Raw genomic sequence first — 26,238 nt, 5'->3', positions numbered from 1 at the left:
TTTTTTACTTAGAAAGTTACGTTCAAGCCCGAAATGAATGTTTTGGAGTTTGGATAAGAACCAAAATCAATTCCTGGATATAAGTTGTTTTGTTCGTATGAACTTACCTCTGGATCATAGCCAGTATATTTCGTCCACGTGATGAGGTTTTCTGCTGAGATGTAGATTTTTACACTCTTGGTTCCCAGTTTTTTAGAAACGCTTTTTGGCAACGTGTATCCTAATGTTATTAGTTTTAATCGTAAGAAAGAAGCATCTTCTACGTAGCGCTCAGAAACAATTCCAAGAGGAGAACTAGAGGCTCTCGGGATTTCGTTGCTCGGATTGGTTGGTGTCCAACGGTCATTCAATGTAGACGCGGCATTGGTTCCAAGAGTCGAAATTTCTAACTGCTGATTTAAAGCATTGAAGATTTTTCCGCCGTACGCTCCTTGAAAAGAGAAATTCAAATCAAAATCATTGTATGAAATGGTGTTACTGAAACTTCCAACAAATTTTGGCTGAGAAGTGCCTAGATTTCCTTTGTCAAGAGCTGTAATAACGCCATCTCCGTTGGTATCCACATATTTTCTGTCACCCACTTTTGTGTTCGCTAAACTATTGATTTTTGGCTGTGTATTAACTTCTTCCTGAGTCTGAAAAATTCCATTGGTTTTATATCCCCAGAAACTTCCCAAAGGCAAACCTACTTTAACAATAACAGGCTGTTGCTGTAGCAAAGAACCATTTGGAACTACTGGGAAAAATTCGTTTACACCATTTCCGATCTCAGTAACTTTGTTTCGGTTTAAAGAAAATACGATATTGGAGTTCCAAGCGAAGTTTTCTGTTTTTATATTTTCTGTTGTTAAACCAACCTCAAAACCTTTATTTTCAACTCCTCCAATGTTCTGAAGCACTGTCGCATAACCTGAACTCAACGGCACAGGAACGTTGATTAACAGGTCTTTTGTTTTTTTGTAATATACATCAAAAACAAAATTGATTTTTCGGTCTAATAAGGATAAATCCAAACCAACGTTATACTGATTTGTTTTTTCCCATTTCAAATCTGGATTGGCCAATCGGGTAGGAGCTAAACCGGTGTATAAAGTTCCTCCAAAAGAGTAATTTACAGATCCCATAGAAGCTAACGGAAGATAATTTCCAATTTCTTGGTTTCCTGTTGTTCCCGCTGTAATTCTCAGTTTAGCTTCTGTTACGCCTTTAATGTTATTAGCAAATTCTTCATCTGTAATATTCCATGAAAATCCGGCAGAAGGAAAATAACCCCAAAGTGATTCTGAACCAAATCTAGAAGAACCATCTGCACGCCCAGAAAGCGTAAAGTTGTATTTTCCTTTATAAGAATAATTCACTCTCGCTAACCAAGATTTTAGTACGCTTTCGTAAGCATCACTATAAGGTTTTACAGGTACACCATCTTGAATAGCATTATAAGTATTGGCATCATTAACAAAAGTTTGAGCTCCAGCATTTACAACTTCGCCTTTGGTATATTGAAGCGTATAACCTCCCAAAGCAGAAAATTTATGATTTTCGCCAAAATGAGTGTTGTAATTAAGCGTGTTTTCATTTAAAACAGAACCAACTGACCTTTCACCAATAGAAGCCAAACCTTTTGTTCCTGCTCCTGTAGTAGTGTTTGATGGCGCGTAATAGTTTTGTTTTGTATTTAAAACATCACCGCTAACCGCAACTTTTGCAGTTAATTCTTTATTGAATTTATACTCGCCAAATAAACTGGTTAGGATTCTGTTTAATTTGGTTTCGTTAGTTGTATTATCCAAATCGTTAATTGCGTTCGGAATATAACCATTTACAGAAGTTGCGTAAGGATTGTTAGTTACATTGTAGCTTCCGTCTGCATTTTTAATAGGAACAACAGGAGCTGTTAAGAGCACGCTAACAAGTGGGTTCGGATTTCGTCCTGCTGCCGCACCGCCATTTGTACCAACTCCATTTGCAATTGAGTTAGTATAATTTGCATTTACGCCAAATTTGAATTTCTGAGAATAATTTCTTTCGTAGTTAACTCGAAGTGAAATACGTTTAAAATCAGAACCTAAAACAATACCATCTTGATGAAAATAACCTGCAGAAACCGCATATCTAGATTTTTCATCACCACCAGAAAAAGATAGATTATGACTTTGAACGGGTGCCGCAGTGATAAATGCTGCAGACTGCCAATCGTAATTTCCAGAAGTTTTTAAAGCTTCGATTTGAGATGGAGAAAAGGAAGGTGCTTGACCAATACTTGCCTGAACGTCGTTTCTTAAACTTGCCCATTCGCTGGCATTCATTAGTTTTAGTTTTTTTGAAATATTCTGGAATCCGAAATAGCCTTGGTACGAAATATTATCTTGTCCTTTTGTTCCTTTTTTAGTAGTAATAATTACAACTCCATTTGCACCACGCGAACCATAAATTGCTGTTGCCGATGCATCTTTAAGAACTTCTATCGATTCAATATCAGCAGGGTTAATAGTTGACAGAACATTTACACTTGCTCCGGCATAAGTTACTCCAGCGCCACTATTGCTGTTATCATTATAAATTAAAATTCCATCAACAACATATAGCGGTTCGTTACCAGCAGTAATAGAGTTTCCTCCGCGAATGCGGACACTTGAAGAAGCGCCTGGACGACCAGAACTTTGTGTAACTACAACTCCAGCTACAGCGCCTCTTAAAAGATTATCTGCCGAAGAAGTGACCTGAGATAAATTGGCTTTTGGAACCGATGATACAGAACCTGTAATGTCTTTTCTTTTTTGAGTTCCGTAACCCACAACAACCAATTCGTCTAGCTCTTGGCGTTCTTCTTTAAGGTTAATGATTACTGGATTTTTCTCAACAATTACTTCTATTTTTTTATATCCGATGTAAGTTACAATCAAAGTGTAAGGAAATTTCTGTCCCGTCTGAAAATAAAATTTTCCTTCTGCATCTGTAACAACGCCGTGAGTTGTTCCTTTAATGGTTACAGAAGCGCCGATAATGGGCTGATTTGTAATGTCATCTACAACAGTTCCGTCTAATTTTGATTGTATAAGCGGGGTGGTATTCTGGGCTTGTATTCCTGCCGTTAGGAAGAGTAGAAACAGCAGTATGTGTATGTTTAACTTTTTTTTCATTTCTTTGTGTTGGTTTTAAGTAATTAACAAGACGCCCTGAGCACTGTTTATACAGCACTCTAAAAGTGTTCTTGATTTAGTGATAAATGTTCTTTAAGCCTTGCCATTTCTGTTGCCGCAGAAATGGCTTTTTTTATTTACAGCAACAGGTTTGCAATGTTTTCATTTTAGTTTCTTTTAGTTGTTGGTTATTTAATTTGTTGAATAATAGGTATGATTTCAAGAATCTAATCCAACACAATTGAATGCATCGGAGAGATTTTTGGTTAAAATTCAGTAAATATTTTTGGTGGTGTTTTTTTTGATTTGCTTTGATATGTATTCTAAAGGCAAACAAAATAAAAGTAGATTATTAACAACAGAAACACATATAACAAATAGTGCTATAAGTGTATTTTTTAGGAAGAATGTAACGCGATATGCTTTCTGTTGTTTTCACAATAATAATTTTTATAGTTTGAAATATTATCTTAAACTCTACTAATCCTATAGACAAAGTTAAATTTTATATAATAAAAACCAAAAGTTTGTAAAGTTTTTTTCAAAAAAATATTTGTTTAGTTTATAATCTAAAGAATTGATTCTCTTGAAATGCCTTATTTCAATTGATTTCGTGCTAAATTATTGATTCACAGAAATGTTAAATTTAAAATTAGAAATAAAGTAAAAAATGTAGTATTTATACCCTTTTTTTATAAATATAAGAGTACCTAAGACGTAAAATGGAGCTCTTAAAACGTCTGAAAACCATCTTTATAATATTAATTTATAAAAAAATAATAGAGCACATATTCTTTCTTTGTGTTGCAATTGGTTGTTTTATAAATATTTATTTTTCAATAATTAACGTTTTATTTTAGTAAAATACCTTTTTATCCTTAATATGATATTTGTCATTTTTAGTAAGAATTTAACCCTGTAGTTTTGCTTTGTAATTGAGGAATAGTATTCTCAATCTAAATCAAAGTAATTTTCTATTTATGGGTAATCTATCTCAGTCTCACAGAATTTTATTCCTTAACACACTTGCTTTTACAATTTGTTTTGCTTGTTGGACTTTAAACGGCGTTTTGATTACTTTTTTGGCTGATAAGGGAATATTTAATTTCACTGTTGTAGAAATTGGTTGGCTTTTAGGAATTCCAATTCTTTCAGGCTCTATATTCAGACTTCCAATCGGGATTTTAACGGATAAATATGGAGGGAAAGTTATTTTTTCTGCTTTATTATTACTTTGTTCAATTCCGCTTTTTTTAATGCCATTTGCAGATTCTTTCTGGACTTTTGCCATCCTTAGTTTTTTCTTTGGCTTAGTAGGTACCAGCTTTGCTGTCGGAATAGGTTATACCTCAATTTGGTATCCTAAAGAATGGCAAGGCAGGGCTTTAGGGATTTTCGGAATGGGAAATGCAGGTGCAGCAGTGACTACTTTTATAGCGCCCACTTTATTAAATATTTTATCAGAGGATGATCCTACTAACGGCTGGAAAATGCTTCCTGTTATTTATGGAGTAACATTAGTACTTATAGGAATCCTGTTTATTGTTTTTGCTAAAAACAAAACCAATCAGGTAGTATCAAAAACTATTGGCGAACTAATGTCGCCCCTTAAAAAAGCCAGAGTCTGGAGATTCGGTGCCTATTACTTCTTAGTTTTCGGGTTTTTTGTTGCCTATTCGCAATGGCTTCTTCCAAACTTTGTGAATGTGTACGGTACAAGTTTAGTCTTGGGAGGAATGTTTGCCACAATGTTCAGTTTGCCGTCTGGCGTAATTAGAGCTCTAGGAGGCTATCTGTCAGATAAATTCGGAGCCCGAAAAGTGATGTATTGGGTTTTAGGATCTTCAATTATAATTAGCTTTTTGTTGATGTTTCCAAAGATGGAAATCATTACCGCTGGTCCTGGCGTTATGTCTCTTACCAACGGAACAGTTACAGAAATTACTGCAAATGAAATAATTGTAAACGGGAAAAAACATCAAATCAACAGTAAAAAAGATTTAGAAACTAACAGCGAATCTTCTGTTTTTCCTGTAAAGAAATCATGGCAAGAAATTGTTGTAGAGCAAAATCAGGAGGTTAAAAAGAAAGAATTATTAGCTCATGGCATTACGCAAATTAATTTCAGTGCCAATCTTTGGGTTTATCTCGTTCTGGTAATCCTGATAGGCATTTCTTGGGGAATTGGTAAAGCAGCAGTCTACAAACACATTCCAGAGTATTTTCCAAATGAAGTTGGTGTAGTAGGCGGAATGGTTGGTTTAATAGGCGGTTTAGGAGGGTTTTTAGGTCCCATAATCTTTGGATATCTCCTTACCTATACTGGACTCTGGACCAGTTCATGGATTTTTATATTTCTAGTTTCTGTGCTTTGTCTGGTATGGATGCACCGCACAATCATAAAAGCTATGAGAACAAAATCACCAAATTTTGTAAGACAAATAGAAGATAATCAATAATTTAAATAAAATAAAGATGAAAACTTGGTTAGAAAAATGGAACCCAGAAGATGAAGCATATTGGAATTCTGACGGAAGTAAAATAGCATGGAGAACTTTAATTATAACAACAATTACTTTAACATTATCATTTGCTTCCTGGTTTATGATGAGTGTTATTGCAGTAAAATTGCCTGGTTTAGGATTTAGTTTTTCTAAAGATCAGCTTTTTTGGTTAACTGCAATTCCAGGGTTGGCGGCAGGGTTATTAAGAATTATTCACACCTTTCTGCTTCCAATATTTGGAACTCGTCATATTGTATCTTTTGCGACAGCAATTAAATTAATTCCCGTAATCGGAATTGGTTTTGCAATTATGGATGTAAATACGCCATTTTGGGTTTTTGCAGTTTTAGCATTTACTACAGGTTTTGGTGGAGGAGATTTTTCTTCTTATATGCCAAGTACAAGTTTGTTTTTTCCGCAAAGATTAAAAGGAACTGCTCTTGGGATTCAGGCAGGAATTGGAAACTTTGGAGTTTCTCTCGCACAATTTGTTACGCCTTTAGTAATTAGTGTCGGAATTTTTGGAGCTTCGACAGTATTTACGAGTATTGACCCAAAAGAAACCATAACGGTATTTGAAAATTCATCAGGGCAGAAACAAAAAGAAGTTTTTGCTTCTTTAGACACAGAAGTTCAGGCTCGAATCTTATCTAATGTGAAAAAGAATATTGTAGATTCTGTTAGCACGGCAGTTAATTCTCAAGATAATGCAGTTATTTTTTCGTCACTTCCGCTTAAGGCTAAGGCAAAAGCAATTGCAAACGCTAACCCTAAATTAGCCGAAAAAGTACTGAACAATTTGAGCCCCGAAAATTCGGCTGTTAAAAACAAACCAATTTATCTACAGTCTGCTGCATTTTGGTTTGCGCCATTTTTAATACTTATGGCATTTGTAAGCTGGTTTTATTTGAAAAGTATTCCGATGAAAGCTTCTGTAAAAGAGCAATTAGATATTTTTTCGAATAAACATACTTGGTACTGTACAATTACTTATGTAATGACTTTTGGGACATTTGCCGGTTTGTCTGCAGCATTTCCTCTTATGATTAAATTTTTATATGGCGATTTTCCCAATGCACCAGATCCTTTGGTATATGCATTTTATGGTCCACTAATTGGTTCTGCCAGCAGAATAGCTTTCGGATTTGTGGCCGATAAAGTTGGAGGTGCTATATTAACGACTATAACAGGCTTAGGAATTTTAGCAGGATCAATACTTTTAGTAACACAAGGTCTGGTAGCGCCGACAAGTATGGATCAGTTTCCGCTTTTTGTAACTGTAATTTTAGGAATGTTCTTTTTTACAGGTATTGGAAATGCAGGAACATTTAGACAATATCCAATTATTTTTAAAGAAAATCCGCGTCAGGCAGCGGGAGTTATTGGTTGGACTGCTGCCATTGCTGCTTTTGGACCTTTTATATTCTCTAAGTTAATAGGGAATAATATTTCAGCAAATGGCACTGTAAATCAGTTTTTTATAGGTGTCTGTCTTTTTACCCTTTTAGCTACAGGTATCAACTGGTGGTTCTACAATCGTAAAAATTGCGAAAAACCAAGTTAAATAAGTAATCAATAAATTTTTAGTTAATGATGAATAACAAAACATATAATACCAAAGCTTTACTGGTTGCTTCGGCTGTTTCTATACTTACAGTTGTGTTTGTATTTTATGGTTCGAGAGAATTACAAAATTTTGATGCAGCACTTGTAACATACCTTTTTGGAACGATATTCGCCTTCTTCGGAATCGTTTATAGATATACCGTTTGGCTGCAGCGTCCTCCAACATGGATGTACTTTAAACGAAGTATAAAATTTCTATTTACTGGAAAAGTATTTTCTCATTTATGGTTTTTAGGAAAAGAATCGGTGCAGAATATTGTCGTTCAGAAATTTATTTATCCGAGAAGTAAATATCGCTGGTTTGCGCATTTTTGTATTGCATTAGGTTGTCTGTCAGCTTTTGCCATTACAATACCGCTTACATTTGGATGGATCCATTTTACATTGGCTCCTAATTCTATTTCGATTTACGAAGCACATTTTTTTGGATTTAATATGATGGATTTTGAAATAGGATCGTTTCTTGCATTCTTAATATTTCATGCCTTAAACTGGTCTTCATGGCTTGTAATTATTGGCTCGGTTTATTACTTAAGAAGAAGATTAACCAATCCGGGATTAATTGCAACACAAACTTTTGAAGGCGATTTGCTGCCTCTAATTTTATTGATTGCAATTTCAGTAACGGGTTTATGTCTGACGTATTCCTATCAGTTTATGAAAGGTTTTGCTTATGACTTCTTAGCTGTAATTCATGCCGTAACAGTTATCATGTTTTTGATTTGGATTCCCTTTGGAAAATTCTTCCACATTATTCAGCGTCCGGCACAAATTGGTGCACACATTTACAAACAGGAAGGCATTAAAAAAGGAATGGCCGTTTGTCCGCATACAGGAGAAGAGTTCGCAACAAAACTTCATATTGATGATTTAAAAATCGTGACTAATCAGTTGGGATTTGATTTTACACATGAAGACGGAACTTCTCATCTCGATTTAAGTCCAGAAGGTAAAAGATCACGATTGGCTCAGGCACATTTAAAAGCCAGATCGCAGGGCGGTAAGTTATTTGGGTAATTTTAAAAGTTTCAGGTTTAACGCTTCAAGTTTGTGCGAAACTTCAAACTTCAAATAAAAATATAGTTTCCTGTTTTAGGTTTCCAAGTTGCACAATCTGTGGATAGCTTGAAACCTGAAACTTTAAACAAAAAAACAAAATAAGCATGGCAAAATTACCAGTATCAGCAGAAAAAATCATAGAAGTTTTCGGACCGCATAAAAATTACGCGCCTCTTGACGGTTATGAAGGAAGAGATGAACCAGATGAGGTTGTAAAAACACATTGTTGTTTTTGCGGAATGCAGTGTGGTATTCAATTATTAGTTAAAGAAAATAAGGTGGTTGGTTTTGAACCTTGGATGGAATTTCCTTTTAACGAAGGTCGTTTGTGTCCAAAAGGTGTACAACGTTATCTTCAGAACAATCACCCTGACCGACTTTTACATCCTATACAAAGAGTTGAAGGAAAAGGTTTTGAAAAAATATCATGGGATGATGCAATGGATAAAACTGTTGCGGAAATAAAACGAATTCAGGAAAAATATGGAAAAGATGCTTTTTCAATGCTTTCAGGAGTATCACTGAGTAACGAAAAAAGTTATTTGGTCGGAAAATTTGCGCGCGTAGCCCTTAAAACAAAGAATCTAGATTATAACGGAAGACTTTGTATGGTGAGCGCTGGTGCGGGCAATAAAAAAGCTTTTGGTTTAGATCGTGCTTCAAATAATTATTCAGATCTCGAATATGCCGAAGTAATTATTGTTACAGGAGCAAATATTAGCGAAACTTTTCCAACATTAACACACTGGATTTGGAAAGCAAGAGACCGTGGTGCCAAACTAATTGTAATCGATCCAAGGATGATTCCGTTGGCCAGAACAGCAGACATTCATTTGGATATAAGACCTGGAACAGATTCTGCTTTGTACGGTGCCATGTTGAAATATTTGGTAGACCACGACATGTTAGATCATGATTTTATAGATAATTACACATCAGGTTTTCAGGAAACGATAGACGCTGTGAAAGATTATACATTAGAATGGGCAGAGGAAATAACAGGAATTGATAAAAATAAAATTAGGGAAGCAGCAGAATTATGGGGTAAAGCTAAGACAAGTTTTTTACTTCATGCGCGAGGCATCGAACAGCATTCTAAAGGAGTAGATAATGTGGTGGGGTGTATCAATTTAGTTTTGGCTACAGGAAGAATTGGAAGACCATATTGTGGATATGGAACAATAACCGGACAAGGAAATGGACAGGGTGGAAGGGAACACGGTCATAAATGCGACCAGTTGCCAGGAAATAGAGATATAGAAAATCCAGAACATCGTAAATACATATCTGAAGTTTGGGGTATTGATGAAAAAGATATGCCCGGAAAAGGACTTTCGGCTTATGAAATAATTGATGCTATTCATAGAGGAGAAATCAAAGGTTTACTTTCGATTTGTTTTAATCCATTAGTTTCTCTTCCAAATAATAGTTATGTGCGAGAAGCGCTGGAAAAGTTAGAGTTTTATGTTTGCATCGATTTCTTTTTAAATGAGACTGCCCGCCACGCCGATATTGTTTTGGCAGGCTCTTTACAGGAAGAAGAAGAAGGAACCACAACTTCTGCAGAAGGACGTGTTATAAGAGTTAGACAAGCTGTAACGCCTCCAGGAGAAGCACGAACAGATACTTCGATACTATTAGAAATTGCTAAAAGATTGGGAGAAGAAGATAAATTTACCTATGACAATAGCGAAGCCATTTTTAATGAACTTCGATTGGCCTCGAAAGGAGGTACAGCAGATTATTTCGGAATTTCTTATAAAAAAGTCGAAGATAATATGGGAGTTTTTTGGCCTTGCCCGACAGAAGAGCATCCAGGAACTCCAAGATTATGGGAAGATAAAAAGTTTAAAACTCCAGATGGAAAAGCGCATTTTAACCCAGCGCCCTATAGATTGCCAAGTGAAGTGACAGATAATGCATATCCGATTACTTTGACTACTGGGCGAGTGGTTTCTCAATATTTGAGCGGAACGCAAACCCGTAGAATTGGAAAATTAGTAGATCAATTTCCTGAACCATTCGTAGAAATTCATCCAGAACTGGCAACAAAATACGGAATAAAACAAAGAGAATTAGTGAAGGTATCAACAAGAAGAGGAGAAGGAATTTTTCCAGCAAATATTGTAGAAACAATTAGACAGGATACTGTTTTTGTACCCTATCACTGGCCAGGATTAAAATCAGCAAATCAATTAACTATTGCTACGCTGGATCCTGTTTCTAAAATGCCCGAATTTAAAGTTTGTGCGTGCCAATTAGAACCGCTGGGAACAATGGCCCCGCCTTCTAACGAATCTGATGCGTATGCAAGCGTTTAATCTGTAAAAAAGAACTTATGAATTTAACCAATTTTAATACCAACGAGGAATTTTTTGTAGATATGCAACGCTGCATTGGCTGTAAAGCCTGTGAAATGGCCTGTGCTGAATGTGAAACAAATGGTCAGCAAACTTTGATCAGTGTAAATTATGTTGATCGTGCTGCCACAATTCAAACCACAGTGCAGGTTTGTATGCATTGTGAAGATCCTGTTTGTGCCAATGTTTGTCCTGCAGATGCCATTTCTCAGGACGAATTTGGAGTCGTGCACACTGCCAATACAGAAAGATGTATTGGCTGCTCAAATTGTGTAATGGCCTGTCCTTTTGGTGTTCCAAAAAAAGTCGAAGAATACGATTTGATGATGAAATGTACAATGTGTTACGACAGAACAAGTGTTGGCAAAAAACCAATGTGTGCAACCGTATGTCCAAGTGGGGCTTTGTTTTACGGAACAAGAAATGAAATAGAAGAAATGAGACCCAATAGCACACCAATTAATAATTTCATTTTTGGCAAAGAGAAAGTTAAGACTAAAGTCAACATTATGATGCCAAAAGGAAGTACAGAATTAAGAATTTATTAAATTTCGAGTCATGTCTAAAGAAGATAACTTAAATCAAAACTGGAAAAAAGATTTTCCGATAAAAAAACAAGAATCCACTCAGGTCAGCCGACGCGATTTTGCTAAATTCTTAACGTTTGTTTCTGGCGGATTAATGGTTGGAAGCGGTTTTGTAACTGCAAAAGCATTTTTATTGCCAAAAGAAGAAGTTCAGGGCGAGCATTTTATTTGCAATAAAGAAGATGTTCCTGTAGGTGGTACAAGAGGTTTTGTTTTGGAAGGAAGTACGATTCCGTATATTTTGATTCACTTAGAAAATGGTGAGTTTAAAGCATACGAACAAAAGTGTACACATCTTTCTTGTTCAGTATTCTACAAACCTGGAACTGGAATTATACATTGTCCTTGTCACGAAGGTTCATTTGATGCCATGACGGGAGATGTAATCGCAGGACCACCGCCAAGAGCTTTGCCACAATTAGAAGTAGTTTTTAAAGAAAATGCTGTTTTTGTGAAAGCATTTATTGAGAAAAAGGATAGCTAAAAAAATAAAGATATGAGTAATTTTAGAACAGGTCAGAACAATTCAAACCCAAATAAGTTAAATAACATACTTTCAACACTTATATTTATTTTAATTTTAAACGTCAGTATACAAATATGGCTTTTGTATGCTTCTCTAAATAATGCATTAGATAACAATAAAGAAATTTTAGTACCTGCATTTATCGCTTCGGCAATCCTGTTTCTTATTGGTTTTTCATGGTTGTATTATCTTCCTAAGGGAAATTTCAAAAAAGAAAGAAAATAAAATCCTTAATTTCTTAAAGATATTTTGGTTTTTTCTAAATCAATTAACGGTAAATGCATTAAATTTATATTTTTTAAAAGAATTAAGATTATTAATAATTCAAACTAAGTAAAAGTACTTATATTTGTAATAAGTATTTTTTGCTTTTTAATACATACCGATAATGATTAAAGTTGAAGAAGCCATAGCAATTATTGAAGCGAATAGTACTAAAATGCCTTTGAAAAGTATTCCTGTCAGCAAAGCACTGGGATATGTTTTAGCAGAAAAAGTAATTTCGCCAATCAATATGCCTCCATTCCGCCAATCGGCCATGGATGGATACGCATTTAAGCACGGCATTCGACATCAATATGATATTGTTGGTATTTCGCAAGCTGGAGATCATTCCAATTTCAAATTGAAACCGACAGAAGCTGTTCGTATTTTTACTGGTGCGTATGTTCCTAATGATGCAGATACCGTGGTTATGCAGGAACATGTAATGGCAAGCGAAGATTCAATTTTGATTGCAAAAATGCCAGAACCATTTGCCAATGTAAGAAACAAAGGCGAACAGATAAAAGCAAATGATGTTGTTTTTGAAGCTAATACATTGATTACGCCGGCGGCAATTGGTTTTTTAGCGTGTTTAGGAATTACAGAAATAACAGTTTATAAAAAACCAAAAGTGGCTATTTTAGTCACAGGAAATGAATTAGTAAAACCAGGAAAAAAACTTTCAAAAGGTAAAATTTACGAAAGTAACTCTTTAATGCTTCAAGCTGCACTGCAGACTATTGGAATTAATAAAATTAAAGTTCATACTGTTAAAGACAATTTAAAAGCAACAAAAAAAGCCTTGCAGTCTATTCTGAAAAAGAATGATATTGTGCTTATATCTGGCGGAATTTCTGTTGGGGATTATGATTTTGTAAAAGAAGCTTTGTTGAAAAATGGAGTAGAAGAGCTTTTTTACAAGATCAATCAAAAACCTGGAAAACCAATGTTTTTTGGTTCTAAAAAAGATACTTTGGTTTTTGCGCTTCCTGGAAACCCCGCTTCGTCTCTGACAAATTTTTATATTTATGTCTATCTAGCAGTCAAAAACCGAATGGGATTTTCTAATGCACATTTGTCAAAGATTGTTCGAAAATTAGACAACGACATCGTAAATAACACAGGTAAAACACTTTTTTTAAAAGCATTATATAATGAAACAAGTGTTGAAATTTTAGATGGACAAAGTTCTGCAATGCTAAATTCTTTTGCTGTAGCGAACGGATTAGTAATAGTACCAGAAGATGTTGAAAATATCAAAAAAGGCGAGTCGGTAACGATTCTACCAATTGATTAGAGTTTTTTAGATAGAATAAAGAATAAAGAATAAAGAATAAAGAATAAAGAATAAAGATTTTTGGATAATAAACGAAAAGCGCTATATAAATAAAAACACATAGCAATAAACTTGAAACTTTAAACTTGAAACAAATAAAACAAAATACATGAATCTCCTAACTTCCGAAAATATACTATTATTCAGTTTTGCCTTAATTATAATAGCATTTTTATATTCAAGCGTAGGGCACGGCGGAGCATCGGGATATTTGGCATTGATGAGCATTTTTGCTTTTCCGGTTTCTGTAATGAAACCATCGGCTTTGCTGTTGAATTTGTTTGTTTCGAGTATTTCATTTTTGTTTTATTATAAAAACAATTATTTCAAACCAAAGCTCTTTTACCCGTTTGCGATAGCATCGATTCCAGCGGCGTTTATTGGCGGTTTTATAACCTTAGATAATGCGATTTATAAAATTGTTTTAGGAATTGTATTGGTTTTTGCAGCTTTGAGATTGTTTGGAGTTTTTAATTTTAAAGAAAAAGAAGAAGTAAAAATAAATCTTCCATTTGCTTTGGCAATTGGTTTTGCCATCGGGTTATTATCTGGAATGCTGGGAATTGGCGGTGGAATTATTCTAAGTCCGATTCTATTGTTTTTAGGATGGGCATCAGTAAAAGAATCGGCAGCAATATCGAGTTTATTCATTTTTGTGAATTCATTTGCTGGAATGTTGGGGTTCTTTTTAGGAGGAAAAACGATTCCGTTGGAAAGTTTTTATCTCGTTCCAATTGCTGTAGTAGGAGGAATGTTAGGAGGTTTTTACGGAAGTGGGTCTTTCTCCAACAGAACATTAAAAATGGTATTAGGAACAGTGATTTTAATGGCAAGTGTTAAATTGATTTTTCCTTGAAAATAAAATTGAATTTAACCGCAAAGCATGCAAGGTTTTGTAAAAGCGGTTTTTAAAATAGCAAAGTTCGCAAGCTTTGCGACCTTAATTTAAAAGTTAAATGAATAAAAAACTTAGCGCACTTTGCGGTAAAAAAAACTCATTGCAACTTAAAAACCTGAAACAAAAAAGACCATGGAAACACTAACAGTATTTATTCTTTGCGGAGGAAAAAGCACCAGAATGCAGTCAGAAAAAGGATTGGTTTTGTTTCAGGATAAGCCATTTATAGAGCATATCATTCAGGCGATTTTACCTATTACAGATCAAATTAAGCTCATTACAGGATCAAAAGAATACGATTATTTACCGTATCAAAAAATACAGGATTTAGTAATAGACAAAGGGCCGCTGGGAGGAATTTACACCGCATTATCACATTCTGAAACCGAATTCAATTTGATTTTAAGCTGTGATATTCCGTTAATTTCAACCGAATTATTACAGGAATTAATATCAAAACATACACAAGAAGCTGGAATTACAGTTTTTGCATCCGAAAGTAAAACCCATCCGTTAATCGGGATTTATTCAAAAAATATTGTTCCGGTCATCAAAGAAGCAATTGATTCTAATGAATTAAAAATGATGGATCTGCTAGCCAAACTGCCGCATCAGATTATCAATATAGAAGAAAGTGAAAATTATCATTTGACCAATATCAATTCGGCCGACGAATTAAACGATCTGAATATCAATTTAACTTAAAGACTATGCGAAATTTTAAAACACCAAAATTGACGATTGTAGGCGCAGGTCCAGGCGACGTTGAATTGATTACTATAAAAGCAATCAAAGCTTTAAAAAGTGCCGATGTGGTTTTGTACGATGCTTTGGTAAACGAGGAATTACTGGAATATGCATCAAATGCAGAAATTGTTTTTGTTGGAAAACGTTTAGGCTGTCACGCTTACACACAAGATCAGATTAACGAATTGATTGTTTCTATGGCAAATCGTTATGGACATGTTGTACGTTTAAAAGGCGGCGATCCGTTTGTTTTTGGAAGAGGAAGTGAAGAAATCGAATTTGCAGAAGATTTCGGAATCGAAACGGCTATTGTTCCCGGAATTTCATCTGCTTTAGGAGTTCCAGCTTCTGTCGGAATCAGTTTGACACAGCGTAAAGTTGCCGAAAGTTTCTGGGTTATCACAGGAACGACTTCAGATCATAAATTGTCAAAAGATATTTTGTTAGCATCAAAATCGGCTGCAACCGTGGTTATTTTAATGGGAATGCATAAATTAGACGAAATCATTTCGATTTATCAAGAAAATAGAAATGACGATCTGCCCATTGCGATTATTCAGAATGGAACAAAAAACTCAGAGCAAAAAGTAATTGGAACTATCAATACAATTACTAAATTGGTGGCTGAAAAAAATATATCATCGCCTGCAATTATTGTGATTGGCGAAGTAGTGAGAAATACATCAAGTTGGATTTCGTATTTTCAAGAACACTTTGAAGACGAATTTATTTTTCAGAATTTAAATTTATAAAAATGATCGAGGTTAAATATTTTGGAGCTGTTGCTGAAAAAACAAAATGTGAATTCGAAAAATTATCTTTTTCGGAAGAATTATCATTGCAGCAATTATTACAGGATTTAAACGAAAAATACGAGTTTGAATCGCTGGCTTTCAGTGTTGCTGTAAATCAAAAAATAGTTTCTAAAACTTCAGATTATACTTTACAGGCGAGTGATATTGTAGCATTATTGCCACCATTTGCCGGAGGATAAAACAAGCCATATGAGCGAAACTTCACGATATAACAGACAAATTATTCTTCCTGAAATAGGAGAGGATGGCCAGTACAAATTGCTGAAAGCTCAAGTTCTGGTTATTGGTGCCGGAGGTTTGGGAGCGTCAATTTTACCTTATTTGGCTGGAGCTGGAGTTGGTGAAATCGGAATTGTAGATGACGACGTTATCGAGATTTCGAATCTTCATAGACAGGTAATTTACAAAAGTTCGGCAGTTGGAAAGGGAAAAGCGGCTGAAGCGAAAGCGATGATTTTAGAACTGAATCCGCTTATAAAAGTGAATGTTTTGGCAGAGAAATTATCAGGAAAAAATGCGATTTCTTTATTTGAAAAATACGATATCATTGTTGACGCAACGGACAATATTTCGATTAAATATTTGATTAATGATGCTTGCCTCGTGACCAATAAACCAATGGTCTACGGATCAATTTTTAGATTTCAAGGACAGGTTTCGGTTTTCAATTATCAAAACGGACCAACCTATCGCTGTTTATATCCAGATGAAAATAATAGTGCATTAAATTGTGAAGATGCTGGCGTGATCGGAGTTTCAGTTGGAATCATCGGAATGTTTCAGGCCAATGAAGTCCTAAAAATGATTCTTGGAGTTGGAGAAGTTTTGAGCGGAAAGATTCTGGTTTATAATGTTTTGAAAAATGAGCAGCAGAAATATGATTTCGAAAAAAGCTCAGAACTAGAAATGACTAAAGAAGATTTCGAACAGAAATACAATTCATCTGAAAATCAGGTTGAAGAAATAAAATTTGAGCTTATTTTAGATGAATTAGAAAACAATAAGGTTCTTTTTTTAGATGTTCGAAATGAAGACGAACTGCCCAAAATAAATTTGAAAAACGGCCTTCAGATTCCGTTGGTAAATCTAGAAAACGAAATTAAAAAACTGAATTCAAATCAAACTATTTACGTTTTTTGCCAATCTGGAATCAGAAGTAAAATGGCAGCTGAATTGCTTCAAAAACATCAATTTAAAAATATAAAAAGCATTGCTGGTGGTGCTCTAGCGATGAAACAATCGTTGCACGAAAAAATCAATTCCAATTAATAAATAACGACTACTATGAAAAAAGTCATTTTCGGATTGTTTTTGTTTCTTTGTTTTTCTCAATTTGGTTTTTCACAAACTCACGTTGATGCTACTGGCGAAACAGAGCTTTATGAGGCATATGATAAAGCTGATAAAGAATTGAATAAAGTTTATAATCAGCTGAAAAAGAAATTAGGAACAAAAGATCAGACAGCTTTAGTCGTTTCTCAAAAAGACTGGATAAAGTTTAGAGATTCAAATTGTAAATTTAAATGCTATCCAGAAGGTTACGGTGGTGTTATAGCAAATAAAATGTACGCAGATTGTAGAATGCAGCTTACCATTAGCAGAACAAAGGAATTGAAAAGTTTGATGAATGGCTTTTAAAGTCCTTATTAAAAAACATAAAAATGAGTAAAAATGTATTTGTAGAAGGGCCAATTGCTCCTGAATTTATAGCGGAATCAATCGCTAAACATCAATCAAAACATACGATTGGGGCGCATAATATTTTTCTAGGCCAAGTCCGTGCCGATGTTATTCACGACAATACTGTCGTAGCAATCGATTATTCGGCGTATACAGACATGGCGAATGAAGCTTTGTATGCAATTCGAGAAAAAGCTTTTGCTAAATTCGATTTAACCTGTATGCACATTTACCACAGTTTAGGTGTTGTAAAAGCAGGCGAAATCTGTTTATTTGTTTTTGTTTCGGCAACACGTCGCAAACAAGTTTATGAAGCAACAGAAGCCATTGTAAATTGGATTAAAACCGATGTTCCGATTTTTGGCAAAGAAATGTTTGAAAACGATACATTCACTTGGAAACAAAATACCTAAGAAATTATAATGGTAGATATTACGCATAAAATAAGCACTTTAAGAGTCGCAACAGCAACCGCAATTGTAAAAGTCAGCAAGCAAGAAACAATTGATGCTGTTGTCAACAATTTAGTGCCAAAAGGGAACGTGTTTGAAATGGCAAAAACGGCTGGACTGTTTGCAGTCAAAAACACCCATTTATCCATTCCAGATTGTCATCCGCTTCCAATTGAATTTACTTCTGTAGAATACAATATCGAAGGTCTAGACATTCATATTATTTTCAAAGTAAAAACCGTTTACAAAACGGGAGTTGAGGTTGAAGCCATGCACGGCGCATCAATTGTAGCGCTTACAATGTATGATATGCTAAAACCAATTGACAAGGAAATCGAAATTTCGACTATCAAATTAATTAATAAAGAAGGCGGAAAATCGTCTTTCAAAAATAAATTCCCGAATGTAATTAAAGCGGCAGTTTTCGTTTGTTCCGATTCGATTTTTGCGGGCGAAAAAGAAGATCGTTCTGGAAAAACAATTGTAGAAAAACTGGATTCATACGGAGTTGAAACTTCTCATTACGAAATCATTCCAGATGAATTGGATATTATTCAGGAAAAAACAAAAGCTTTCGCTAAAGATAATCAGCTGGTCATTTTTACAGGCGGAACTGGATTATCTCCAAGAGATGTTACGCCAGAAGCTTTAGAACCATTATTAGAAAGTAGAATTCCAGGAATAGAAGAAGCCATTCGCAGTTACGGTCAGCAGAGAATGCCGTATGCAATGCTTTCTAGAAGTGTTGCGGGAACTTTGGGTAAAAGTCTAGTTTTGGCTTTGCCGGGTTCAACAAATGGCGTAAGAGAATCTATGGATGCTATTTTTCCGCACGTAATGCACGTTTTTCATATTTTAAAAGGAAAAAACCATGACAGCCTCTAACACTATTTTGACGGATGGTTTTGGGCGCAAGCATAATTATTTGCGCATTTCGCTGCTGGAAAAATGCAACCTGCGTTGTACATATTGCATGCCAGCGGATGGAATCGCATTATCTCCAAAAGCCAGTTTAATGACGGCCGATGAGATTTTTGCAATTGCGGAAACTTTCGTGAAAAATGGTGTTGATAAAATAAGATTAACAGGCGGTGAACCTTTGCTGAGAAAGGATTTTCCTGAAATTGTTTCTAAGTTATCAGAACTTGGCATTTCGCTTTCTATGACAACAAACGGAATTTTAGTTGATCGCCATATTGAAGTTTTAAGACAGTTTAAAGTCAAAAAAATCAATTTGAGTTTAGATACTTTGGTTGCTTTTAAATTTGCTTCTATAACGCTTAGAAATCAGTTTGAGAAAGTAATAGATAATCTGCATTTGCTTTTAAATCATGATTTTCAGGTAAAAGTAAATGTCGTTTTGATGAAAGGTTTTAATGATAACGAAATTGTAGATTTTGTAAAACTGACTCAGTTTCTGCCTATTTCGGTTCGGTTTATTGAATTTATGCCTTTTGCTGGAAACGAGTGGGACAGAAGCAAAATGGTTTCACAACAAGAAATTCTATCTTTAGTTGGAACTCAATTTTCTTCAGAAGAAATTCTGAAATTGGAAGACGAAAAAAACTTTACTTCCAGAAATTATAAAATTAAAGGTTTCCAAGGCGATTTCGGAATTATTAGTTCCATAACAAATCCGTTTTGTGACAGCTGCAACCGCATCCGCTTGACGGCAGACGGAAAAATAAAAAACTGCCTTTTCTCTAATTCAGAAACCGATTTGTTAACGGCTTTTAGAAATGGAGAATCTATCGAAAATTTGATTTCAGAATCGATTCAGAATAAAAAGAAAGTCCGGGCGGGAATGGCTACGATGGATGAAATGGACGATCCTGCAAAACATTTTGACAATCGCAGTATGATTGCGATTGGGGGGTAATTAATTGTGAATTGTGAATTGTCTCGCTGAGCGAAGTAGAAGTTTTGACCGCATAGTTTTGTCATTCTGAGGAACGAAGAATCACACTCGTAAATCCACAAAGATTGACAAATTACTGTGAGAAGTTTTTAGTATGATTGCTTCGTCAGTTCGCTATCGCTCGTGTCTTCGTTCCTCAGAATGACAAACTGTATTTACATTGCTAATGAAAATAAAAAAAAGGTTTAACTTTTTTTAAGTTAAACCTTTCTAAATACTATTTTTTCTTTTTAGCTTTTGTCTTTTTCTGAGCTTTCGTTTTCTTTTCGAGTTTCTTAGTTTTCGCTTTTTCTTTTGCTTTTTTAGCCTTTTCTTTTTTCTTTTCGGCTGCTTTTAGTTTTGCTTTTTTCGCTTTTTCTAATTTTTTGATAACAGCTTTAATCGCTTTTTCTCTTTTCTTTTCTTTCTCTTTTTTTGCTTTAAGTTTAGCTTTTAGCTTAGATTTTATGTCGTTTTTCTCCTTACCAATTTTTTCAACAGTGACAATAGGTTTGTTTTCGGCAACGTCATTGGTTTTAATTTCTACAATTTCAGAAACGATAGGTTCTGTTTTTGCAGATGTTGTTGCAGGTTTTTTCACAGTAGCTTTCGGTGCTGTTTTAGAAGCTGCTCTTACAGGAGTTTTTGCTGCAGTTTTGACAGTTGCAGCAGGTGCTTTGGCAGCAGCTGTTCTTGTTGTAGCTGTTTTGGCAGTTGTCGGTTTTACTGCAGTTCTAGTAGTCCTTTTAATTGTTGTTTTAGTTTCTGGCTGTATTTCTGTAGTGCTTTCTACAGCTGTTTCTGCCGGAACATCGGTAGCTTTATCAGCAGAAGATTGTGTTGTTCTTTTTATCATAACTGTATTTTTTATTGAGTAAATAGATTGTAACCAAGTGGTTTTAAAGCTTCTGAAGTGTGACGCTTTAGTGTAAATTCTTAGTTAAGCTAAATATACGCAATTTTTGAATACAGAAATAATAGAACTTATTAATTTTCAACTGTTTCCAAAATTCTAAAATTGCTTTTTGGCGCTTCACAAAGAGAACAGCAATACGTTTCAGGAAGATTTTCAAACAAAAGACCTTTTGGAATTCCCTGAGTTTCGTCTCCGTATTCTGAATTATAAAGCGTTAAGCATTCCTGACATTGGTAAATATCCTGTTGTGGTTTTTCTTTTTTCTGTTGTTTTTTGGTGGTTTCAGATGTTGTATTTCCTAGTTCTTCAAAATATTTTCGGCTTAACTCAATTAAAATAGTTGGTAGTTCGAGCTTATCTATATCTTGTGAATGCACGATATATTCGCGAGTATTTGGATCGAAATTCTTTGCGAACAATACATTATAAGTATCTCTGATTTTTATGGATTCTAAAGCTGTTGGGAGTTCATTTTTTTCGATGACAATGGAAGTAAAATAATGCCCGTCGCGATTGTATTCTGAAATTCCGAAATTCAATCCGTACGTACTAATATCAAATTGATCTAATGTTCTAACTAGAAAAGTTTTTAGATTTAAAGCCCATTCCATGGCAACGGGTAAATGCCAATTTAATTCTAATAGTGAATGGCGGACATTGATGCCGCGTTTTCCTAGGAATTTTTCCCATTCTAGTTTTCGGTCTTTCGGGATTCCTTTTATAATGAAAGATTTCCAAGGCGTGATACAGATTTTTCCAATTTTGCATTCAAAACACAAATCGCACATTTCTTTTAGAAAATCCAAATCGTATAAATTGTTTCTCCAGTACAATCCCAGCCAATATTGATCAATTCCCATTCTGTTCATTCCTTCGTAATACGGAAATGGGTAGAACGGAATATTCAATGGTTTGTCAATTGTTCTATTGTTGGTATCTAAAGCTTCGCTGACCAAACTGAAAAGTAGTTCGATATCAATTGCATCTTCTTCCGAAATTTTTTCGATTTCGTAATAAATCTTAGCCAAATCCCAGCTGTAAATTAAAACAGGATAAACTTCTATTTTTTCCCATTTTGGAAGACGAATGTATAAATACCAATAATCTTCGTGTTCTGAAGCAATGAAATTCAAATGTCCTGTAAACAAAGGAACCAATTGCTGCTTCGGATCGGTTATATTAACTTTTAGTTTTGGCTGTTCTTTAAATTCTTCTAAAACATATAAAAAACGGTTTCCTGTAAGCCAATTTGTATTTCTAAAAATATCAGTCGAAACATAAGAAGAAACAATATTGTTGCCGCTTTTTTGATCGGGATAAACAAAATGATGTTTTCCTAAAGTGGTTTTATCCAAAGATTTAAATCCTTTAGGAAAAATAATATCTTGTCTAGAACCAAACGAAATCGAATCTAGACCTTCTTCCAAAGCGATATTCACAACTTCCCTAAGTTCTCCTGGCGAAATAACGCCTCCTTTTACTATTAATCTTGTTAGTTCCATTTTTGTTTCTTTGTTTCAGGTTTTCTTTGTTTCAGGTTTCAAGTTGCCCTCTCGCGTGTCAGGCTGAGCTGAGTCGAAGCCCACGTTCTAATTGGAGTGCCCCTTCGACTTCGCTCAGGGTGACATTCTGTAATTTCATGTTTAATGTTTTGCGATGTTGATTTAAACGCAAAGGTCACAAAGTTTTTTCGCAAAGTTTTTGAAGGTTTATATTCTGTGCGTAAAATTGTTTTCTATCGAAAAAAGTTCGCTAAGCAATACTTTAAAAATTTTTCCCAAAGCTTTGTGAACTTTGTCTACTTATTAAAAATAAATAAAGTAAACTTTGCGAAACTTTGCGAAAAAACTTTGTGTTCTTTGCGGTAAAATTTATGTTCAAAGTAAAGTAACATTCAACATAAAATGTTAAACCTTGCACTTAGCCAATATTTCCTTTACTTCCGTTTTGCAGCTTCCGCATCCTAAACCTGCTCCTGTATTTTTGCATAAATCCGTAAAATCACTTACACCGCTTTTAATCGTTTCTTCGATGTTTCCAGCTCCAACTTGACTGCACGAACAGACTAGTTTTCCTAAAACTGGTTTTGCGTTTGAACTTCCTCTCAAAAGCGTATTTCGTTTGTCTGATAATTCGATTTTGCTTTCTATCATGGTTTTAAATTCAGCAAACTCGTTTTTATCGCCCATTAAAATCGCTCCAACTAAAAGATCATCTTTTACAATGCATTTTTTGTAATAGCGTTTTTTCAAATCGGCAAAAACAATTTCTTCGTAGGAATCATCATTTTCTGGAATGTTAAGATCACCAATACTGCAAAGATTAATGTCTTCTAATTTTAAAATATTCATTAAAATCGAGCCTTTGTAATAACTGCTAATATCGCCCGCAAGGAAGTTAGCCAGAATATCAGCTTGTTCTTCGGCGGCAGAAGTGATTCCGAATAACTTATTATCAAATTCTGCTATTTCTCCAATCGCAAAAATATCAGGATTTGAAGTTTGTAAATACTGATTTACCTTTACACCGCGTCCGCAGGCTAAACCGCTTTCGCGAGCAATTTCGATATTCGGAATAGTTCCAATCGTGTACACAATTGCATTTGCCGTAATGATTTTTCCGCTCTTTAAAGCAATTTCAATTTCATTCGGATTATCGGTTTCAAAAACAGTACTGACTTCATTATCAAAATAAATCTGAATGTCACGCAATTGTACTTCTTCTGCCAATAATTTGCTTGAAATTAGATCCAATTGACGCTCCATTAAACGTGAAGCACGCTGAACAATTGTAGTTTTTACTTTTTTATGCTTTAAAGCCGCAGCCAATTCTAAACCTAGCAACCCACCGCCAATAATGACAACATGCTGTTCTTCTGGCGGAAGATTGGTATTGTCTAAGTGTTTTTTCAAACGGTCGGCATCTTCTTTTCTTCTAACGGTAAAACGTCCAGGAAGATGAAGCTGTGCATTTTCTGGAATAAACGGGCGGCTTCCTGTTGCTAAAATCAAAGAATCGAAAGTGTGAATTTCGCCCTGACTGTCAACAATTGTTTTTTGTTTTGAGTCTAATTTTTCAATTGCAACGCCGGCTTTCATGGTAATTTTCAGTTTATTGAAAGCTTCGCCATCTTTAACTTTTAAAAGCTGATCCCAACTGAATTCCCCAGTCATATATTCGGGAAGCAAAACACGATTGTAAAACGGATTTACTTCATTGGAAAAAACAATAATTTCATCAGTTGAATTGAATTCGCGATAGTTTTGAATGAATCGGAAAGAAGCCGCTCCAGCACCAACAATGGCAATTTTCTGAAATGGTTTTACGTATTTTTTAATCGAAACGGTTGTGAACTTAAAATCAGGTTCTTTTGAAATTGGATCGACAACGTTGTTCGTTAAATTATTCGTTCTATTCAAATCATTTTCAAGCTGTTTTCCCCAATGCATCGGCAGAAAAACGACCTTTTCTTTGATCGAATCGGTTACTTTTGCTTTTACACGAACTTCTCCGTTTTTGCTTGAAACCACCACAATATCTCCATTTTTAATATCGTTTTTAAAAGCATCAATCGGATTTATTTCTAAAACAGGACTTGGAATATGCGTTAACAAACGAGAGACTTTTCCCGTCTTTGTCATCGTATGCCATTGGTCGCGAATTCTTCCTGTGGTTAAAATAAAGGGGAATTCGTCGTTAGGCTGTACCGAAGTATTTTCGATTGAAACGGGAAGATTAAAAATCGCTTTTCCAGAAGGCGTATAGAATTTTTTATCGGTAAACAATCGTGGAGTTCCCGGATGATTGTAATCTGGAACAGGCCACTGAAAAGTTCCTTCGGTTTTTAAACGATTATAATTTAAAAATGAAATATCAATATTCGTGTTTTTGGTAAGTGCACAATGTTCTTTGTAAACTTCTTCGGCGCTGTTGAAATTGAATCCATTAAAATTCATTTTTTTAGCAAAGCGAATTAAGATTTCAATGTCTGGAAGTGCCTCTCCAGGCGCATTGATTCCTTTTGGTAGATATGAAATACGACGTTCCGAATTGGTCATTGTTCCTTCTTTTTCTAACCAACCCGCAGCAGGCAATAATAAATCGGCAAATTTGGCTGTATCAGCATTATGCGAAATATCTTGAACAACTACGAATTTTGCGTTTTGCAGCGCTTTTTCGGCTCTTCTAGAATCGGGTAAACTCACTAAAGGATTCGTACAAATAATCCAAACGGCTTTCATTTTTCCAGATTCTAAGGCTTCAAACATTTCTGTTGCCGTTAAACCCGGTTTGTCCGAAATCTCGTCAACGCCCCAAAAATCAGCTACTTCTTTACGATGCGTTGGGTTTGCAATGTCTTTGTGTGCAGCCAAAAGTGTTGCCATTCCGCCAACCTCTCTTCCGCCCATTGCGTTGGGCTGACCTGTTAATGAAAATGGCCCAGAACCTGGTTTCCCAACTTGTCCAGTTAACAAAGATAAATTCAGCAATGCCGTATTTTTATCAACGCCAACAGCACTTTGGTTTAATCCCATTGCCCAAAGCGAAATAAAACCTTTTGCTTTTCCTATAATATCGGCGGCAAGTTTAATGTCGTTTACAGAAATTCCGCAAAGTTTAGATGCTTTTTCAAGAGAAGTTCCTAAAACAAGGTCTTTATATTGTTTAAAATTTTCGGCGTGATTTTTTACGAAATCATGATCGACGTGACCTTTTTCGATAATGCGTTTGGCAATGGCATGATATAAAATAATATCTGAACCTGGAATAATCTGCAAATGTAAATTGGCAAAAGCAGCTGTATCGGTTCTTCTAGGATCGATACAAATTATTTTGGTTTTCGGATTTTTCTCTTTGTGTTTTTCTAATCTTCTAAAAAGAATAGGGTGGCACCAAGCAGGATTTGCTCCTGTAATTAAAAAAGTGTCCGCTAACTCAATATCATCATAAGCAATTGGAACAGAGTCTTCTCCAAAAGTTTTTTTATAACCCACAACCGCAGAGCTCATACAAAGTCTGGAGTTGGTGTCTATATTGTTGGTTTTTAGAAACCCTTTTACAAGTTTATTGACTAAATAATATTCCTCAGTTAGACATTGTCCAGAAATATAAAATCCAACACTATCTGGTCCATGTTTTTTTATGATAGAAGAAAAAACTGCAGCAGCTCGGTCAAGAGCCGTATCCCAACTTACGCGTTCCAGCGGATAGGATTTACTTCCTCGCATTTCTGGATACAAAATTCTGTCAGAGGTATCATTAACTACGTAATGCAAGTTCATCCCTTTAGAACACAGCATTCCTTTGTTTACAGGATGATCTTTGTCGCCTTCTACCATTACTCCATTTTTTGCATCGTTGGTCACAATTATACCACAGCCAACGCCACAGTAGGAACAGGTAGTTTTGATCTTCGTAGTTTGCATTAGAG

General features: G+C 35.1%; 21 protein-coding genes. 17 read left to right on the top strand and 4 right to left on the bottom strand.

Translation table 11 applies throughout. The annotated features are described in order from the left end of the window. Positions 1-8 precede the first annotated feature (8 nt). Positions 9-3,140, bottom strand: coding sequence for a SusC/RagA family TonB-linked outer membrane protein (locus QLQ95_RS00845; RefSeq protein ID WP_482502217.1), 3,132 nt, complete (start codon positions 3,138-3,140; stop codon positions 9-11). 980 nt (positions 3,141-4,120) lie between these two features. Between QLQ95_RS00845 and QLQ95_RS00840 the strand changes: the two genes are divergently transcribed. The 17 genes from QLQ95_RS00840 to moaA all read left to right on the top strand — a co-directional run bounded on the left by QLQ95_RS00840 (position 4,121) and on the right by moaA (position 19,873). Further along, a complete protein-coding gene (locus QLQ95_RS00840; RefSeq protein WP_095930442.1) occupies positions 4,121-5,599 on the top strand; it encodes an MFS transporter in 1,479 nt (492 codons plus the stop codon). A gap of 16 nt (positions 5,600-5,615) precedes the next feature. Then, positions 5,616-7,208 (top strand): magnesium transporter MgtE N-terminal domain-containing protein, encoded by a 1,593-nt coding sequence (locus QLQ95_RS00835; protein ID WP_095930443.1) that lies wholly within the window; start codon positions 5,616-5,618, stop codon positions 7,206-7,208. Positions 7,209-7,237: 29 nt separating this feature from the next. Next, positions 7,238-8,287: an MFS transporter gene (locus tag QLQ95_RS00830; RefSeq protein ID WP_095930554.1), complete on the top strand. Its 1,050-nt coding sequence runs from the start codon at positions 7,238-7,240 to the stop codon at positions 8,285-8,287. A gap of 146 nt (positions 8,288-8,433) precedes the next feature. Further along, positions 8,434-10,650, top strand: coding sequence for a molybdopterin oxidoreductase family protein (locus tag QLQ95_RS00825; protein ID WP_095930444.1), 2,217 nt, complete (start codon positions 8,434-8,436; stop codon positions 10,648-10,650). Positions 10,651-10,667: 17 nt separating this feature from the next. Then, a complete protein-coding gene (locus tag QLQ95_RS00820; protein WP_428237335.1) occupies positions 10,668-11,237 on the top strand; it encodes a 4Fe-4S dicluster domain-containing protein in 570 nt (189 codons plus the stop codon). Positions 11,238-11,247: 10 nt separating this feature from the next. Next, positions 11,248-11,760, top strand: a complete 513-nt coding sequence (locus QLQ95_RS00815) for a Rieske (2Fe-2S) protein (protein WP_427874633.1) — start codon at positions 11,248-11,250, stop codon at positions 11,758-11,760. 12 nt (positions 11,761-11,772) lie between these two features. After that, complete coding sequence (locus QLQ95_RS00810) at positions 11,773-12,027, top strand: DUF6755 family protein (RefSeq protein WP_428237336.1); 255 nt, start codon at positions 11,773-11,775, stop codon at positions 12,025-12,027. A gap of 163 nt (positions 12,028-12,190) precedes the next feature. After that, entirely contained in the window at positions 12,191-13,363 is a 1,173-nt protein-coding gene (locus tag QLQ95_RS00805) for a molybdopterin molybdotransferase MoeA (protein ID WP_428237337.1), read from the top strand. A gap of 148 nt (positions 13,364-13,511) precedes the next feature. Next, positions 13,512-14,258, top strand: coding sequence for a sulfite exporter TauE/SafE family protein (locus QLQ95_RS00800; RefSeq protein WP_482502214.1), 747 nt, complete (start codon positions 13,512-13,514; stop codon positions 14,256-14,258). 174 nt (positions 14,259-14,432) lie between these two features. Beyond that, positions 14,433-15,005: a molybdenum cofactor guanylyltransferase gene (locus QLQ95_RS00795; protein ID WP_320492072.1), complete on the top strand. Its 573-nt coding sequence runs from the start codon at positions 14,433-14,435 to the stop codon at positions 15,003-15,005. A 5-nt stretch (positions 15,006-15,010) separates the two neighbouring features. Next, the gene (gene cobA, locus QLQ95_RS00790; protein WP_482502213.1) at positions 15,011-15,799 is read left to right on the top strand and encodes a uroporphyrinogen-III C-methyltransferase; all 789 of its coding nucleotides are present in this window, start codon (positions 15,011-15,013) and stop codon (positions 15,797-15,799) included. 2 nt (positions 15,800-15,801) lie between these two features. Continuing rightward, entirely contained in the window at positions 15,802-16,041 is a 240-nt protein-coding gene (locus QLQ95_RS00785) for a MoaD/ThiS family protein (RefSeq protein ID WP_320492070.1), read from the top strand. Between the two features lie 10 nt (positions 16,042-16,051). After that, entirely contained in the window at positions 16,052-17,131 is a 1,080-nt protein-coding gene (locus QLQ95_RS00780) for a HesA/MoeB/ThiF family protein (protein ID WP_320492069.1), read from the top strand. A 15-nt stretch (positions 17,132-17,146) separates the two neighbouring features. Further along, entirely contained in the window at positions 17,147-17,500 is a 354-nt protein-coding gene (locus QLQ95_RS00775) for a lysozyme inhibitor LprI family protein (RefSeq protein WP_320492068.1), read from the top strand. A gap of 23 nt (positions 17,501-17,523) precedes the next feature. Further along, complete coding sequence (locus tag QLQ95_RS00770; protein ID WP_035648088.1) at positions 17,524-17,955, top strand: molybdenum cofactor biosynthesis protein MoaE; 432 nt, start codon at positions 17,524-17,526, stop codon at positions 17,953-17,955. A 9-nt stretch (positions 17,956-17,964) separates the two neighbouring features. After that, positions 17,965-18,879, top strand: coding sequence for a bifunctional molybdenum cofactor biosynthesis protein MoaC/MoaB (moaCB, locus tag QLQ95_RS00765; protein WP_482502210.1), 915 nt, complete (start codon positions 17,965-17,967; stop codon positions 18,877-18,879). Then, a complete protein-coding gene (moaA, locus tag QLQ95_RS00760) occupies positions 18,866-19,873 on the top strand; it encodes a GTP 3',8-cyclase MoaA (protein ID WP_482502208.1) in 1,008 nt (335 codons plus the stop codon). Before moaCB ends, moaA begins: the two co-directional genes overlap by 14 nt. A gap of 256 nt (positions 19,874-20,129) precedes the next feature. On the opposite strand, the gene QLQ95_RS00755 is transcribed toward moaA, so the two are convergent. The 3 genes from QLQ95_RS00755 to QLQ95_RS00745 form a co-directional block, all read right to left on the bottom strand. After that, positions 20,130-20,747: a hypothetical protein gene (locus QLQ95_RS00755; protein WP_320492065.1), complete on the bottom strand. Its 618-nt coding sequence runs from the start codon at positions 20,745-20,747 to the stop codon at positions 20,130-20,132. Between the two features lie 131 nt (positions 20,748-20,878). After that, positions 20,879-22,309, bottom strand: coding sequence for a rubredoxin (locus tag QLQ95_RS00750; protein WP_482502205.1), 1,431 nt, complete (start codon positions 22,307-22,309; stop codon positions 20,879-20,881). Positions 22,310-22,714: 405 nt separating this feature from the next. Further along, positions 22,715-26,233, bottom strand: a complete 3,519-nt coding sequence (locus QLQ95_RS00745) for a molybdopterin-dependent oxidoreductase (protein ID WP_482502203.1) — start codon at positions 26,231-26,233, stop codon at positions 22,715-22,717. Positions 26,234-26,238: the final 5 nt, after the last annotated feature.

It is taken from the genome of Flavobacterium sp. B330r, from assembly GCF_056824325.1.
The sequence above is the reverse complement of the archived record's forward strand: the minus strand, read 5'-3'. Positions and strand labels throughout refer to the sequence as shown.